The following is a 14337-nucleotide window of genomic DNA, read 5'->3' as shown; positions in this document are numbered from 1 at the left end:
TCCTCGAACAACACCGCCAAGCGCTCTTTAGGACTCACCACAGCCGACGCACCCGAAGACATAACCCCATCATCACAAAGGGGTCTGACAAATCCGGGCCGCGCGACTCAGGCGGGTTGCATCTAGCTCGCCGGGCGCGGACTGCGCTTGTTGAGCAATTCGATCACCTTGGCCGCCAAATCGTCGATGTCAGCACCGGCGGTGTCCAGGACGAGGTCTGGTTCGTCCGGTGGCTCGTAGGGTGCGTCCACCCCAGTCAGACCCTTGAGCTCGCCCTTGCGGGCCCGCGCGTAAAGGCCTTTGGGGTCGCGCTTTTCGCACTCTTCCAGGGAGGTGGATACGTGTACCTCGATGAAGGGGAGTTTGGCCGCGTCATTGAGGGCGCGCGCGGTCTCGCGGTCCGACTTGAGCGGCGAGACCAGCGAGGCGAGCGCCACCACGCCCGCATCCGCGAGTAGCCGGGTCAAATGCCCGACACGCCTGATGTTTTCGGTACGGTCACCGGGGGAGAAGCCCAAATCGTCGGACAGACCGTGTCGCAGGTTGTCCCCGTCCAGCAAGTAGGCGACCCGTCCGGATTCCACCAGCGCCCGCTCCACGGCGACCGCGACGGTCGACTTGCCGGAGGCGGGCAACCCGGTGAACCAGATGGTGGCGCCGGGCTGCCCAGTGGCCTGCCAACGGTGCTTGCGGTCCAACGCCGAGGGATGCCAACGGATGTCGGTGCGGGAATGCGTGCCGGGCTTGACTTCGCGTGCCTCGATGATGGTGCCGGCGCCAACGGTGTCATTGCTGGTTTCGTCGATCAAGATGAACGAGCCGCTGTCACGGTTGTCTGCGTACGGGTCGGCAATGATCACCGAGCTGGTACGCAGCGTCACCGTGCCGATGTCATTGAGGGTCAACTCGACCGGCTGGTCCACCTCGTCGAGAGTCTCCGGGTCGAGCCGCGAGTGCAGCTCCTGCACCGTCGCCCGCACGGTCTTGGTGGTCTGTTTCAGCGCCAGCCGGTCCCCGGCGCGCAGCGGGGAGTCAACGAACCAGCACACGTTCGCATCGATTTCGCGGGCAAGTACCGGCGCGACCGCGTCCTCGGCGCCGCTGATGAAGACATCGCCGCGGCCGACGTCGATGTCGTCAGCCAATTCGATCGAAATAGACAGGGGCGCAACGGCTGTCGTCCGATCGTCGTCCAGGGTGTCCAGCGCGGTCACTTCCGAGCGAGTGCCGGCCGGGAGCGACACCACCGTGTCACCGACGCTGAGCGTGCCGGCCGCGAGGCGCCCGGTGTAGCGGCGGCGTACGTTATCCGTCGGCCGGGAAACCCATTGCACCGGCAGTCGCAGCCGGGACGCCTCGGCGTGCGGGGCGGCCAACTCGACGCCTTCCAGATACTCGAGCAGCGTGGGGCCGTCGTACCACGGGGTGCGGTCGGAACGATGCACGACGTTGTCGCCGTGTTTGGCGGCGATCGGAATGACGGTGACGTCGACCTCACCCAGGCGTCCCGCCACCTGACGCAGCTGATCCGATACCCGGTGGAACGCGCCTTCGTCGAAATCGACGAGGTCGATCTTGTTCACCGTCGCGACATAGTGGTTGATACCCAACAGGTTTGCGATCCGGGCGTGGCGCCGGGTCTGGCGCAGCACCCCGGCACGGGCATCGACGAGCAGGATCGCCACGTGCGCGTTGGAAGCGCCGGTGAACATGTTGCGCGTATAACGCTCGTGGCCGGGTGTGTCGGCCAAAATGTAGCTACGCGTTTTGGTGGAGAAGAACCGGTAGGCGACGTCGATTGTGATGCCCTGTTCGCGCTCCGCGCGCAGCCCGTCCGACAGGGCAGCCAGGTCGGCGACCCCCTCTTCGTCGGTGACCGCTTCCAAGTGGTCCAGCGGCAGGCTGTCGGTATCGTGCAGGAGCCTCCCGATCAGAGTGCTCTTGCCGTCGTCGACCGAACCGGCGGTGGTGATGCGCAGCAGCTGCCGTGTCACGCCTTTGGGGTGGACAATCGTCTCCACCTTCTCCGTAGGGTCGGAAAGACTCATCAGAAGTACCCTTCTCGCTTGCGGTCTTCCATCGCGGCTGCCGACGTGCGGTCGTCGGCGCGGGTCTCGCCGCGCTCGGACACCGTCGCCGCAGAGATCTCCCGGATGACGCCGCTGATGTCGGTGGCCTTGGAACGCACCGCGCCGGTGATGGTCAGGTCACCGACAGTGCGATAGCGCACCCATTCGGTGTTGGCCGCCTCGCCGTTCTGCGGGCCGGCGTACTCCGAGACCGCCAACAGGATGCCGTCGCGTTCGAACACCTCACGCTGGTGGGCGTAGTAAATCGACGGTATCTCAAGGTTTTCCATCTCGATGTAACGCCAGATGTCGAGTTCGGTCCAGTTGCTCAACGGGAATACCCGGACCTGTTCGCCTTTCTTGATCCGGCCGTTGTACAGCGTCCACGGTTCCGGACGTTGCGCTCGCGGATCCCACTGGCCGAACTCGTCGCGGAAGCTCAGAATGCGTTCCTTGGCGCGGGCGCGTTCCTCGTCGCGGCGGGCACCGCCGAACGCCGCGTCGAAACCGCCCTCCTCGAGCGCATCGAGGAGCGTGCGGGTCTGGGCACGGTTCCGCGAAGCGCTGGGCCCCGGGTCGGGCACTCGGCCTTTGTCGATCGATTCCTGCACCGAGGCGACAATCAGCTTGTGTCCCTGACCGGTTACCCGCCGATCCCGGAACTCGATGACCTCCGGGAAGTTGTGTCCGGTGTCGACGTGCATGACCGGGAACGGCAATTGCACCGGACGAAACGCCTTCTCCGCCAAGCGAAGTAACACGATCGAGTCCTTGCCGGCGGAGAACAGCAACACCGGTCGCTCCAGCTCGGCGACGACCTCGCGGATGATGTGCACCGCTTCGGCTTCCAGTAGGCGCAGCTCGTCGACGCGGCGTGTCTCAACCTGAACGGTCATGTCGGTAATCCTTCCTTCTCCGCGTCCGCCCGGTAGCGGTCCACCCAGTCGTCGGACCGTTGGTCGGCCTGCCGCTGCAACACCGGTTCGGGAGCCAGCCGCGGGTCGAGCCCCAACCGTTCGAGAATGTCACCCACCACCTGAGTCAGGTTGCGCCACAACACCGGATAGGAGATCTCGATCGGTTCGACGTTTTCCTCGGCGAACCAATTCCGCCAGCCCTCTTCCTGGGCACGCAACATCTTCACCACGTGGGCGATTGCCCCGGCGTGATAGGTGGCACGCGCATCACGGACCGGGTCGGGTCTGCCCCGCCACACCCGCGTCTGCACCGCGCGCCAGAACGACACCGCCTGCGACACCACGTCAGGACGGTGGATGTGGATCAACAACGGGTCTTCGCCCACCACGTCACGGATCGCGGCCAGCAGGCCGTCACCAGATCGGTCGGGCAACCCGGCCGCCCGGTCCAGCAACAGCGGCGTCTGATTCCACATCAGCTTGCCGCCCCACACCCCGTTCGGGGTGCGGCCTACGGTGCGGATGTAGTCCCGCCAGATCTCGGGTGGGGCCAGGTCCGGCTTCCCCTCGTCCAGCGGGTCGAGCAGGGCCAGAATGGACTCGTCCTCGACATCGGCGAACCATTCCCGCGGTTGCGGTGACTGGCTGGTGGTAGGCAGGTACTGGAAGAACTCCTGAGGCTCACCGGCCACGCCAGTGGCGCGCAAGGATTCGACCAGCAGCGTGCTGCCGCTGCGCTGCGATGCCAGCACCAGGTATGACGACGGATGATCGGCCACCCACGCAGCCTAGCCGCAGTGAAAACTTGTGCAACACAGGCACTTCCCCTCACGCTGAACATAACTCCCGCCGACCGTTGGCGGTTGCGGTCGCGCTTGGGACAGTTCGTGATTCGGGAATTGACAGGGTATTCGTCGTTTGGCGTTCGCTTGCGCGGGAAACAACCTAAGAGCATCGATCTAAGCAACGGAAAGGATCACCATGCCACTCGACGATGAGGACATCACCACTTCGGGCAATGGCGGAGAGGGTACTGCTGACGGCGGGTCCAACCCCGAGGGTCACGACGGCGGCGCGGACGGTACCGCGGGTGAAGGTCCTGCTGACGGCGGTTCGAACCCCGAGGGTCACGACGGCGGCGCGGACGGTACCGCGGGTGAAGGTCCTGCTGACGGCGGGTCCAACCCCGAGGGCCACGACGGGGGAGCGGACGGGACGGCGTGATCGATCGGCGATGCTGAGTCGCTGCATCTGCGTCGGTCCTGGGTCGTTCGCGACCGAGTACTGGGGGCGGCGGCCGTTGCTCAGCCGGGCCGGTGCGCTTCCTCGCGACTTCGGTGATCTGCTGTCCCCGTCCGCGGTAGACGAGTTGATCGCCGAACGTGGGGTGCGCGCGCCCTTCATCCGGATGGCCAAACACGGCGACCTGTTGGCGCGGGACTGTTATCTGGGACCAGGTGGATTCGGGGCCGAGATGCCCGATCAAGTGGATTCCGCGAAGGTGCTGACCCAGTTCGCGGCCGGCGCCACGATCGTTCTGCAGGGCTTGCATAGATTGTGGCCGCCGGTTATCGACTTCGTCCGGAACATGGTCGACGACCTCGGTCACCCGGTTCAGGCCAACGCCTACATAACACCCCCGAACAACCGCGGATTCGATCCGCACTACGACGTCCACGACGTCTTCGTGCTGCAGATCGCGGGGGAGAAGCGCTGGGTTGTCCACGATCCTGTGCACCAGGATCCGTTGCCGTCTCAGCCGTGGACCGACCACCGCACGGCGATCGCCGAGCGCGTCACCGGCGAACCGACGATCGACACCGTGCTGACTCCTGGCGATGCGTTGTATCTGCCCCGCGGTTGGGTGCATTCGGCCCACTCGACGGATTCGACGACGATTCACCTCACCGTCGGCGTCGCTCCGATGACTCGCCTGGACGTGATGCAGGCCGTCCTCGACGCCCTTGCTGCGTCCGGAGAGTTCCGCAAGTCCCTGCCGCTGGGTGTCGATCCCGTTGACCGCGACGAGATGACCGCAACGGCAACCAAAATCATGGCCGAGGCCGTCGATGCGATGCGCCACAACGCGACCGAGGTCGGCGAGCAGGCCGCCGCATATCTGACGAAACGGCACACGCAGCGCACCCGGCCGACCGCGGTCCGCCCGCTGGCTTCGCTGCTGGCCGCCGAATCGGCGGACCGGACACCGGTTCAGTGGCGCCACGGACTGGCCGGAACGGTGGAAAACAACGGGGGCCGTGTGGTTCTGCGCCTGCCGGACCGAACGATGACCTTTCCGCAATCGTGTGCAGCGGCGATCCGTGCGCTGCACGGCGGGCAGGTCCTCGAGGCGGGTTCCACACCGGGCCTCGATCACGCCGACGCGACAGTTCTGCTCCGACGGTTGCTTCGCGAGGCCGTAGTAACACCCGTCCCGGACAAGGGATAACCGGGGGATGACCGGTCTGAAGCGACCTCCATGCAGTGACCAATCACTGGCTCGTAATGATCCGATGTACGGCACCGGGTCGGCCGGTCATGCCTGGGCCATGTTCGAGATCCCCGGCGCCTGGGGACATTCCGCGTTTTTGAATTCGGAGACGATCATCGACGCCAAACTCGGGCGCGCGATTGCCCGTCGTGCCGAGGCGGCGGGAATGCGGGTCACCGCGATACGCCGGCCGGGCCGCCGTTCCCTGCAACCTCGGTGGCGCTGGTTCCTGGCGCGGTCGGACGAGGGCGCGGAAGCGTTACATTGCGGCGAGGTCAGCAATCCCGAAGAGTATCTCGACATCGCGCTCGACGGCTCAGACGGCAGACCCTCCACGGCGCCGCTGGTCGCAGTCTGCGCGCACGGCAAGCACGACCAATGCTGTGCGGTCCGGGGCCGTGCCGCTACCGCCGCCATTGCCGCGGAATATCCCGAAATCACCTGGGAATGTTCGCATCTGGGCGGTGACCGGTTTGCCGCAACCATGTTGATCCTGCCCGAGGGGTTGTGTTACGGCCGAGTCGACTCGACCGATGGTGCCGGACTGGTCCGCATGTACCTCGACGGACGATTGGACAACAGGTTCCTCCGTGGCCGCACCTCGCTACCGCACGCGGTCCAGGCCGCGCAGTATTTCGTGCGGGCCGCGTCAGGAGAGGACCGCATCGACGCCCTGTCGCCGCTCGATGTCCAGCGCGCCGAGCATCAGATCCGGGTATTGCTCGCGGGGGACTCCGGCCCGGTCGAGGTTGTGCTCGTCGAAGAGATGTCCGAGCCGCTGCTGTCTATGTGCCACGCGTCGGTTCCCGGCCGGGTTCGTACCTTCGCGCTAGTGGACATCAACCCGCAGCCCGAGCGAAAACAGTAACCGCACATCGGGATTGGCTAACGAAGTATCCAGTATCTTCTCAATGCGCCGCACTCGGTAGCGAACCGTATTGGGGTGCACCTGCAACGACTTCGCGGCCTGCGCAACGTCACCGAAAGCGTCCAGATAGACCCGCAACGTGTCGGCCAGCACCTGATCTTGGTCGCGCAGCTCGCGTATGCGCGGGTCTACCAGCCGCGGGTCTTTGCCGATCATGGTGACGATTTCGTCCAGCAGCACGGTGGTACGGGCTTCGGCCAGGGAGGTGACCTGGCCGATGGAGATCGGGTGACGCGCGGCGCTGTCCAGCACCCGGTCCACCTCGGTGCGCGCCGCGGCGAACGCGGCCAACCCGGTTACCGGGAAGGCGATCACCGCGCGCAACCGCACATCCAGCTCGGTGTGCAGGGCGCCGATGGTGCCACGGACCCACGAGTTGACTGACCGGCCGGAACTGACCTGGGGCAGCAGCACATAGACCCGTGCGCGGTTGGAAGCTACCTGGGCGTCTCGGCGAAATGCGCTGGCGCTCAACGCCAATGTATCGGCCAGTCGCGGATGACTTGCCGCGGTGTCCCAGCCAACCAGAGCGCCGGTTCCGTCGAGCGGCAGGTCCAGGTCCCGCGCGATGACCGAGACGTCGACAGCATCGTCGGCGCGTAAGCCGAGTAGTTGTTGCACCCGTCGGGCATGCGTCGACGGCCGCGCCGCAAGCCGGGCCATGATGCGTGCGGCGAGCACCGCTGCGCCCCGCAACATCTCCACGGCATCGTCGGCCAGCGGTTGCAAGCCCTGCTGGACCCAGATCGTGCCTGTGAACACCTGCTGTCGGCCCGGACCGGATTGGTGAATGCCGATCGCCAGGCGGGGACGCAGACCCAACTCAGGGCGCTCGGCGACGTGTACCACCTCGTCGCCGGCCCGGAGCGCGTCGAAAATGCCCCACTGGCCGATCCACTGCAGATGCTCTGGCGGACCGGCGCGACCCAGGATGGACAACCGCCGCAACTCGTCGGCCTCGTCGTTCGATGCCGAATACGCCAGCACGTGCGATTGGGCGTCCTCGATGCTGACCATGCCGTGGATGCGCTCGGCCAGGGATTGCGCCAGGCCGAACAGGTCGGTATCGGCAGCGTCTGGATCAGCCGGGCCGTGGTGTGCCAACACGTGGTGCACCAGCCGATACACCCGTTCCCAGCGGGCCTGCGGCTGCACCGCGACAACCGCCGACCCGGCTTGCACCGCTGCTGCCGTCAACGCCGGCGACGGCTCCTTGGCGAAAATGGCCACCGGCGGGCGCACCTGCCTGCCGATCCAGCGACGCGCCTGATAGTCGGGGACTCCTAGCAGGAAGAAGGCGTCCGCCGAGCCGACCGGCGTCGCCAGGCCCAACCGCACGTCGTCCGAATCGATCAGAGCTGCCGAGGCCACCGGCACGTCCAGCCCGCGGGGCGCCTCGACCAGGCTCACGATCGTCGCATCGAGTGCGAGCAGCAATCTGCCGAGACTGAGGCCCGGCACGTCCATATTGTCTGATCTTACTGGCCTGCCCGCTGTGGACTGTCCGATCGACCAACGTTTATCCGGCTCGGTCCGAGGACCCTGGACCTATGGACGCGATCACTCAGGTGCCGATGCCGGCGAACGAACCGGTTCACGACTACGCGCCGAAGTCACCCGAGCGTGCCCGATTACGCCGCGAGCTGACGGCGTTGGCCGACAACCCGATCGATCTGCCGCACGTAGTCGCGGGCCGGCACCTGATGGGCGACGGGCAGCGAATCGATGTGGTGCAGCCGCACCGGCACGCGGCGAAGCTGGGAACGCTGACCAACGCTGTGCACGCCGACGCGTCCGCCGCCGTCGAGGCGGCCATGGCCGCAAAGGCTGCCTGGGCGGGAACCCCCTTCGACGAACGCGCCGCAGTGTTCCTGCGGGCGGCCGATCTGTTAGCCGGTCCATGGCGGGAGAAGATCGCGGCGGCGACAATGCTCGGTCAATCCAAGTCGGTCTACCAAGCCGAAATCGATGCGCCCTGCGAACAGATCGACTTCTGGAGGTTCAATGTCGCCTTCGCCCGTCAGATTCTGAGCCAGCAACCGATCAGTGGTCCCGGGGAGTGGAACCGCAGCGACTACCGACCGTTGGACGGCTTCGTCTATGCGATCACCCCCTTCAACTTCACCTCGATCGCTGCGAATCTGCCGACCGCTGCGGCGTTGATGGGCAACACCGTGGTGTGGAAACCGTCCATCACGCAGACCTTGTCGGCATACCTGACGATGCAGTTGCTCGAGGCCGCGGGGTTGCCGCCCGGCGTGATCAACCTGGTCACCGGTGACGGTCTGGCGGTCTCGGAGGTGGTGCTCAACGATGCGCGGTTGGCCGGCATCCACTTCACCGGATCTACCGCCACCTTCCAGCACCTGTGGCGGCAGGTCGGCGCCAATATCGCTCATTACCAAAGCTATCCACGACTGGTCGGTGAGACCGGCGGCAAGGACTTCGTGCTCGCGCACGCGTCGGCGCGACCGGATGTACTGCGCACGGCCCTGATTCGCGGCGCCTTCGACTACCAAGGCCAAAAGTGCTCGGCGGCGTCACGAGCGTTCGTCGCCCATTCGGTGTGGCAGCGCATGGGTGACGAGTTCCTCGGTACCGCGGCCCAACTCAGCTACGGTGACGTCACCGACCTGGCCAATTTCGGCGGTGCCGTGATCGACCGCCGGGCATTCGCCAAGAACGTCGACGCCATCGAGCGGGCCAAGGGAGCACCGGCGATGACGATCGCGGCAGGCGGTGAATACGACGACAGCGAGGGGTATTTCATCCGGCCCACCGTGCTGCTGTCGGATGACCCGACAGACGAGGCGTTCGCTGTCGAGTACTTCGGTCCGGTGCTGGCTGTGCACATCTACCCGGACGACCAGTACGAACGGATCCTCGACGTCATCGACACCGGTTCTGGGTACGCGCTAACCGGAGCGGTCATCGCCGACGATCGCCAGGCGGTACAGACCGCGCAGACGCGGTTGCGGTTCGCGGCGGGCAACTTCTACATCAACGACAAACCGACCGGGGCCGTGGTGGGGCGTCAACCATTCGGTGGTTCACGCGGATCCGGCACCAACGACAAGGCCGGTTCACCGTTGAACCTGCTGCGCTGGACGTCGGCACGCACCATCAAGGAGACGTTCGTGCCGAGCACCGATCACAGCTATCCGCATATGGCGGCCGGGTAATGGCCGGGCTGTTCGCCCACACCGTACGACCGGCCCTGCTCGCGGCCAGCCGGGCCGCCAAGTTGCGCGGGCTGGTGCAGCGGTCCGTACTGACGCGTGCGGTGGTGCGCAGGTTCGTACCCGAAGACACCGTCCCGGGAATCTTGAAAGTCGTTGCTGCACTGCGACAGTCCGGCCGCTTCATCAGCATCGACTACCTGGGTGAGAATGTCACCGACGCCGACGACGCCGCAGCCACGGTACGTGCCTATCTGGAATTGCTCGACGCGCTGGGTGAACGCGACGACCCGGTAGCCAACGAGGTGCGGCCATTGGAGGTGTCGGTCAAGCTCTCGGCGCTGGGACAGGCGCTGCATCACGATGGACAGAAGATCGCGTTGGACAACGCGCGGACGGTCTGCGAGCGGGCGAGTCAAGTCGGGGTCTGGGTCACGGTAGACGCCGAGGACCACACGACGACCGATTCGACCTTATCGATCTCGGGGGATCTGCGGGTCGACTTTCCCTGGCTCGGCACGGTTCTGCAGGCATATCAACGACGCACCCTGCGTGATTGTGAAGAACTGGCCGCCGTTGGGGCCCGGGTGCGATTGTGCAAGGGTGCCTACGACGAACCGGCATCGGTGGCATACCGCGGGACCCAAGAAATCACCGCGGCCTACCTACGCTGCCTACACGCGCTGATGGCAGGCCCCGGATACCCGATGGTGGCCTCGCACGACCCGGTGATTCTCGACGCCGTTCCGCAGTTGGTGCTTGAATCAGGGCGCGGCCGTGCCGGTTTCGAATACCAGATGCTCTATGGCGTCCGCGACGACGAGCAACGGCGACTGGCCGGCGCCGGTAATCAACTGCGGGTCTACGTCCCTTTCGGTACCGAGTGGTACGGGTACTTCATCCGTCGACTGGCCGAACGTCCGGCCAACCTGGTGTTCTTCCTGCGAGCGCTACGGCAGGGCCCATTCAACGACGCGACGGACCCCGTGCCGGTCGCGGACGGTCGCTGGCGAAGCCGCGCACCACAAACGAGCTGACGAATTCGGTGACGACATCGGGGTCGTCCATGTCGCGGACCGGGGAGGGGGTACTGAACAGCGAGAACAGAATTCGCGCAAACCATTCGCTCGCGGCCTGCACGTCGAGGTCTTTGCGCACCTCACCGGTGAGCCTGGCTGCCGACAGGTAGGGCGCGAAGAAGTCGACGCATTCCCGCAGTAGCACGGCGGCGTCCTTGGTGAGCAACAGGCTAATTGCGTCTTCGTCGAAATACTCCTCGCAGGCAATCGCCCGCCGCGCCTGCGTAACGAAAACCGCTGCATGGGAGAGCTTTTCCTCCAGCGAAGCGCCCCGGTCCATTGCCCGGAACATCTCCCGGTAGAACTGCTCGGAGGCGTGCTCTGCGCAGGCCTCCAAGATTTCCCCTTTGTCCCGAAAATACTCATAGATTGTGCTGCGGGATACGTTGGCCATTCGGGCGATATCGACGATCGTCGTCTTCAGTAATCCGTGCTTGCGGAAGCACGCATAGGCGGAGTCGAGAATGAGCTCCCGGGTTTCGGTGGATGTTGCCTGGGTCATCAGCGGACCTAATCGGACTTGGCCAGGATCAACCCGCTGGTGGGTACCCCCGTTCCGGACGTCACTAGGACGTGTTCGACATTTTCAACCTGGTTGTAGGAGGTGCCGCGGACCTGACGAACTCCTTCGGTGATGCCGTTCATGCCGTGGATGTAGGCCTCGCCGAGCAGTCCGCCATTGGTGTTGATCGGAAATTCGCCGCCCAGTGACAGCCGCTCGACGGTCGCGAAGTCCTTGGCCTCGCCCCGCCCGCAGAAGCCGAGTTCTTCGAGCTGAGTGAACACGAACGGGGTGAAATGGTCATAGATGAAAGCGGTTTGGATGTCCTGGGGCTTCAGCCCGGAGTCACGCCACAACCGGTCGCCGACGACGCCCATCTCCGGAAGCCCGGTGATGTCCTCGCGGTAGTAGCTCGTCATCATCTCGCCGTTGGCGGCCGCGCCCTGAGCTGCAGCGGTGATGATCGCCGGCGGCTGGCGGAGGTCTCGGGCCCGCTCGGCACTGGTGACCACCAGGGCGACACCACCGTCGCTTTCCTGGCAGCAGTCCAGCAGGCGCAATACCGGCTCGATGATCCACCGCGAATTCTGGTGATCCTCCAAGGTGATCGGTCGTTCGTAGAACCATGCGTCAGGGTTGCGGGCCGCATGCGCGCGATCCACGACGGCGATGCGGCCGAAGTCCTCATTGGTGACGCCGTAAGTCGACATGTACCGCTGCGCGTGCATCGCGACCCACGCCGCGGGTGTGAGCAACCCGAACGGCGCGTAATGCGCCATGAATAGCGGGGTTTCCGCGCTGGTCCGTCCGCTGCCGCCGAACCTGAAGCCGGAGCGCTCGTTGAAGGCGCGCCAGCACACCACCACGTCACAAACGCCCGTCGCGACGGCCATGGCGGCGTGCATCACTGTGCCCGCGGCCGCGCCGCCACCGTGGTGCACGCGACTGAAGAAACTCAAATCACCGATACCGACATTGCGAGCGATGTCGATCTCGTCGCTGGAATCCATCGTGAATGTGACCATGCCGTCGACATCGCTGGGGGCCAACCCCGCGTCGTCGAGTGCGGCACTGACCGCCTCGCACGCCAATTGCAGTTCACTGCGGCCGGATTCCTTGGAGAATTCGGTCTGCCCTATACCCACGATCGCCGCGGCGCCCGGCAGTGCGCTGCTCATGGGCGGGCTTCGTCGAGCAGGCTCAACACCGCGGTGCCCGAGACGTGATTGCCGAGGCTGTTGGCGCCCTGGAAGGTCACTTCGACGAAGTTCTCACCCGCCAGATCCGACGGGCCGCCTTCGGTCTTGCCGGTCACCGTGCCGGTGAAGCGCAGTGGGTCATCCGGGAAGCTCGGCACGCCAAGGCGGATCGAGAGGTTCTTCACCATCGCCTCCGGCCCCGCCCAGTCGGTCAGGAACCGCACGCAATACCCGTTGGTGGTCAGGATGTTCATGAACAGATTCGGTGAACCCTGCTTTTTGGCGTAGTCGCGGTCGTGGTGTACCGGCATGAAGTCACGGGAGGCGATCGCGCCCGCGACGATCATTGTGGTGGTGATCGGGACTTCCAGGGGAGTCACCTCGTCACCTGCTGAAATGTCCTGCCACTGCAGAGTTTTGCGGGTTCGGTCGGCGGTGGTCGTCATGGGTGTCCTTTCGGATAGGTCGCGCCGAGGTGGGCAAGCTGCTGGGTGGCCGAGCCGAGACTGGCCACACCCCAACCGATTTCTGCCGGCAGGACTCCGAGTTCGACGAACCCGTGGCCAGAGACGCACGAACCCCCCACCGACTCCGGCGATGCGGTGCCGAGGAGGTCAACCGATGCCAATTCCTTCCGCAACGCCTCGTCATAGCGGACATCTCCGGCCTCGGAGTCGGTGAGCCGCTCGGGGGTAGCCCGCCGATCGAAGAACTCCCGAGCCATCTTGGAGATCGTCTCCTGCTCTTCGGTGGACGTGAAATCCATTACCCCGCCTATTCGCTCGGCCGGAACTGGTGCAACACCAGATCACCGTCGAACGTCCGGAAATACACCTGGACGGGCATCCCGACGGTGATCTCGGCGGGGTCGATGTCGGTCAGGTTGGACACCAACCGGACACCCTCCTCGAGTTCCACCAAGGCAACGACGTAGGGATAGTCGAAGAACGGGAACTGAGGCTGGTGCGGCATAACGTAGCTGTATACGGTTCCCCGGCCAGTCGATTCGATGGCCGTCCAGTCCAGGGATCGGCAATGCGGACACATGGGGCGGGGCGGATGCCGTAGCGTTCCGCAGCCCTCACAGCGCTGAATCAGAAGCTTGTTATCGCGCAGGCCATTCCAGAAGAACTCGGTGTCCGCGCTGACAGTTGGCGGCAGGCGGGTCGCCATCAGTTCGCCGGCCTGAATCGCAGCACCCGGAAACGTTGGCGGCCCAGCACTTCGCCATGCTGATCGGTGTAAGTGGTCAGCCAGGTCAGGAAGAAGCCGGTGCCCAAAGCGGTGTTCTTTTCCTCGGATACCGACTCGTAGACCGTCGTCGCGCTGATGACGTCGCCCAGTCGTGGATACCGTTCGATCTCGAATTCCGAGTTGGTGGCCACCGTACTGGTGTAGCCGGCCTCGTCGAGGAACGCGGTCGGATTCGACTTGATCTCCATTGGCGCGCCGCCTCGCTCGCCGATTCCTTCGAGTTTGGGGGACGGCATCGTCCAGGTCTGCAGCATGACCGGCGGTGAGACGACGCCGCCGAACCTCGACGTCGCAGCGTAGTCGGGATCGATGTACACCGGATTGAAGTCGGCCAGTGCGTAGGCCCAGTGCCGGATCATCGGCTGGTTGACCGGGTCGGGTGCCACTGAGGGCTTCCCGGTCCCACCGGTCGGCTGACCGACGAGTGCCTGCACCTTGTTCTGCAGCTCAGCCTCTGTCATCTGCCCTGCCTTCCTTACCGTTTCGTCGTGGCTCGCAGGTCACGTGGTGCACCTGGCACGCCCAAGCCGGCCATGGCAACTGATGTCGCGCTGAATTTCGTTGGCGCCGCCGCCGACTGTGTTGATGACGGCCTGGCGGTACGCCGTTTCCAGCGCGCCGCACAGTGGAGGGTCGCGGTGCCGTCCAGGATTGCCGGCAGGAACTTCTGTTTTTGTTCCTCGGGGTGCGCACGGCGAGCGATCCTCCGATCCGACACA

At 65.1% G+C, this 14337-nt stretch carries 14 protein-coding genes and 2 pseudogenes; 5 read left to right on the top strand and 11 right to left on the bottom strand.

Features of this window, described 5'->3' with window-relative positions:
• Positions 1–122: 122 nt before the first annotated feature.
• The 3 genes from cysC to stf0 are packed head-to-tail and all read right to left on the bottom strand — an operon-like array spanning position 123 to position 3765.
• Positions 123–2048, bottom strand: coding sequence for an adenylyl-sulfate kinase (gene cysC / locus A5636_RS11125; RefSeq protein ID WP_065158683.1), 1926 nt, complete (start codon positions 2046–2048; stop codon positions 123–125).
• Positions 2048–2965 carry a sulfate adenylyltransferase subunit CysD gene (cysD, locus tag A5636_RS11120; RefSeq protein WP_065158682.1) on the bottom strand — a complete coding sequence of 306 codons (918 nt, stop codon included), beginning with the start codon at positions 2963–2965 and terminating at the stop codon, positions 2048–2050. The genes cysC and cysD overlap by 1 nt, the downstream gene beginning before the upstream one ends.
• Positions 2962–3765 carry a trehalose 2-sulfotransferase gene (gene stf0 / locus A5636_RS11115; RefSeq protein ID WP_065158681.1) on the bottom strand — a complete coding sequence of 268 codons (804 nt, stop codon included), beginning with the start codon at positions 3763–3765 and terminating at the stop codon, positions 2962–2964. Before stf0 ends, cysD begins: the two co-directional genes overlap by 4 nt.
• A 202-nt stretch (positions 3766–3967) precedes the next feature.
• Here stf0 and A5636_RS11110 point away from each other — a divergent pair, with 202 nt between their 5' ends.
• Genes A5636_RS11110 through A5636_RS11100 form a run of 3 tightly spaced genes read left to right on the top strand, consistent with a single transcriptional unit; the run spans position 3968 to position 6345 of the window.
• Positions 3968–4210, top strand: coding sequence for a BatC protein (locus A5636_RS11110; protein ID WP_065158680.1), 243 nt, complete (start codon positions 3968–3970; stop codon positions 4208–4210).
• A 10-nt stretch (positions 4211–4220) separates the two neighbouring features.
• Positions 4221–5435, top strand: a complete 1215-nt coding sequence (locus A5636_RS11105) for a cupin domain-containing protein (protein ID WP_065158679.1) — start codon at positions 4221–4223, stop codon at positions 5433–5435.
• A 7-nt stretch (positions 5436–5442) separates the two neighbouring features.
• Positions 5443–6345, top strand: coding sequence for a sucrase ferredoxin (locus A5636_RS11100; RefSeq protein WP_065158678.1), 903 nt, complete (start codon positions 5443–5445; stop codon positions 6343–6345).
• Here the strand turns inward: A5636_RS11100 and A5636_RS11095 are convergent.
• Positions 6307–7872, bottom strand: coding sequence for a PucR family transcriptional regulator (locus tag A5636_RS11095; protein WP_155763752.1), 1566 nt, complete (start codon positions 7870–7872; stop codon positions 6307–6309). The two genes, A5636_RS11100 and A5636_RS11095, sit on opposite strands and share 39 nt — an antisense overlap.
• Positions 7873–7955: 83 nt before the next feature.
• On the opposite strand from A5636_RS11095, the gene pruA reads away from it, so the two are divergent.
• Together pruA and A5636_RS11085 are read left to right on the top strand one after the other, a co-directional pair.
• Complete coding sequence (gene pruA / locus A5636_RS11090) at positions 7956–9587, top strand: L-glutamate gamma-semialdehyde dehydrogenase (protein ID WP_065158677.1); 1632 nt, start codon at positions 7956–7958, stop codon at positions 9585–9587.
• The gene (locus A5636_RS11085) at positions 9587–10621 is read left to right on the top strand and encodes a proline dehydrogenase family protein (protein ID WP_081287724.1); all 1035 of its coding nucleotides are present in this window, start codon (positions 9587–9589) and stop codon (positions 10619–10621) included. The genes pruA and A5636_RS11085 overlap by 1 nt, the downstream gene beginning before the upstream one ends.
• Here the strand turns inward: A5636_RS11085 and A5636_RS11080 are convergent.
• From A5636_RS11080 to A5636_RS26110, 7 genes and pseudogenes are all read right to left on the bottom strand, one after another.
• Positions 10551–11168, bottom strand: a complete 618-nt coding sequence (locus tag A5636_RS11080) for a TetR/AcrR family transcriptional regulator (RefSeq protein ID WP_065158676.1) — start codon at positions 11166–11168, stop codon at positions 10551–10553. The genes A5636_RS11085 and A5636_RS11080 overlap by 71 nt on opposite strands.
• Positions 11169–11173: 5 nt before the next feature.
• Positions 11174–12343, bottom strand: a complete 1170-nt coding sequence (locus tag A5636_RS11075) for a lipid-transfer protein (RefSeq protein ID WP_065158675.1) — start codon at positions 12341–12343, stop codon at positions 11174–11176.
• Positions 12340–12810 carry a MaoC family dehydratase gene (locus A5636_RS11070; RefSeq protein WP_065158674.1) on the bottom strand — a complete coding sequence of 157 codons (471 nt, stop codon included), beginning with the start codon at positions 12808–12810 and terminating at the stop codon, positions 12340–12342. Before A5636_RS11070 ends, A5636_RS11075 begins: the two co-directional genes overlap by 4 nt.
• 62 nt (positions 12811–12872) lie before the next feature.
• Positions 12873–13130 (bottom strand): annotated as a pseudogene (locus A5636_RS11065) (acyl-CoA dehydrogenase family protein); the annotation flags it as partial.
• A gap of 8 nt (positions 13131–13138) precedes the next feature.
• Positions 13139–13537: a Zn-ribbon domain-containing OB-fold protein gene (locus A5636_RS11060; RefSeq protein WP_065158672.1), complete on the bottom strand. Its 399-nt coding sequence runs from the start codon at positions 13535–13537 to the stop codon at positions 13139–13141.
• Positions 13537–14079 carry a MaoC family dehydratase gene (locus A5636_RS11055; protein ID WP_065158671.1) on the bottom strand — a complete coding sequence of 181 codons (543 nt, stop codon included), beginning with the start codon at positions 14077–14079 and terminating at the stop codon, positions 13537–13539. Before A5636_RS11055 ends, A5636_RS11060 begins: the two co-directional genes overlap by 1 nt.
• A gap of 14 nt (positions 14080–14093) precedes the next feature.
• Positions 14094–14286: pseudogene (locus tag A5636_RS26110) on the bottom strand (acyl-CoA dehydrogenase family protein); the annotation flags it as partial.
• Positions 14287–14337: the final 51 nt, after the last annotated feature.

It is taken from the genome of Mycobacterium asiaticum, from assembly GCF_001673315.1.
GTDB lineage: Bacteria > Actinomycetota > Actinomycetes > Mycobacteriales > Mycobacteriaceae > Mycobacterium > Mycobacterium asiaticum_B.
This window is presented reverse-complemented; position numbering and strand designations above follow the sequence as displayed.

Bases quoted from the DNA above. Each gene is read 5' to 3' on its own strand.
- A5636_RS11105 (WP_065158679.1), top strand. From the start codon at position 4,221: ATGCTGAGTCGCTGCATCTGCGTCGGTCCTGGGTCGTTCGCGACCGAG.
- A5636_RS11110 (WP_065158680.1), top strand. From the start codon at position 3,968: ATGCCACTCGACGATGAGGACATCACCACTTCGGGCAATGGCGGAGAG.
- A5636_RS11095 (WP_155763752.1), bottom strand. From the start codon at position 7,872: ATGGACGTGCCGGGCCTCAGTCTCGGCAGATTGCTGCTCGCACTCGAT.
- cysC (WP_065158683.1), bottom strand. From the start codon at position 2,048: ATGAGTCTTTCCGACCCTACGGAGAAGGTGGAGACGATTGTCCACCCC.
- A5636_RS11070 (WP_065158674.1), bottom strand. From the start codon at position 12,810: ATGACGACCACCGCCGACCGAACCCGCAAAACTCTGCAGTGGCAGGAC.
- A5636_RS11075 (WP_065158675.1), bottom strand. From the start codon at position 12,343: ATGAGCAGCGCACTGCCGGGCGCCGCGGCGATCGTGGGTATAGGGCAG.
- A5636_RS11055 (WP_065158671.1), bottom strand. From the start codon at position 14,079: ATGACAGAGGCTGAGCTGCAGAACAAGGTGCAGGCACTCGTCGGTCAG.
- A5636_RS11085 (WP_081287724.1), top strand. From the start codon at position 9,587: ATGGCCGGGCTGTTCGCCCACACCGTACGACCGGCCCTGCTCGCGGCC.
- pruA (WP_065158677.1), top strand. From the start codon at position 7,956: ATGGACGCGATCACTCAGGTGCCGATGCCGGCGAACGAACCGGTTCAC.
- A5636_RS11100 (WP_065158678.1), top strand. From the start codon at position 5,443: ATGACCGGTCTGAAGCGACCTCCATGCAGTGACCAATCACTGGCTCGT.
- cysD (WP_065158682.1), bottom strand. From the start codon at position 2,965: ATGACCGTTCAGGTTGAGACACGCCGCGTCGACGAGCTGCGCCTACTG.
- A5636_RS11060 (WP_065158672.1), bottom strand. From the start codon at position 13,537: ATGGCGACCCGCCTGCCGCCAACTGTCAGCGCGGACACCGAGTTCTTC.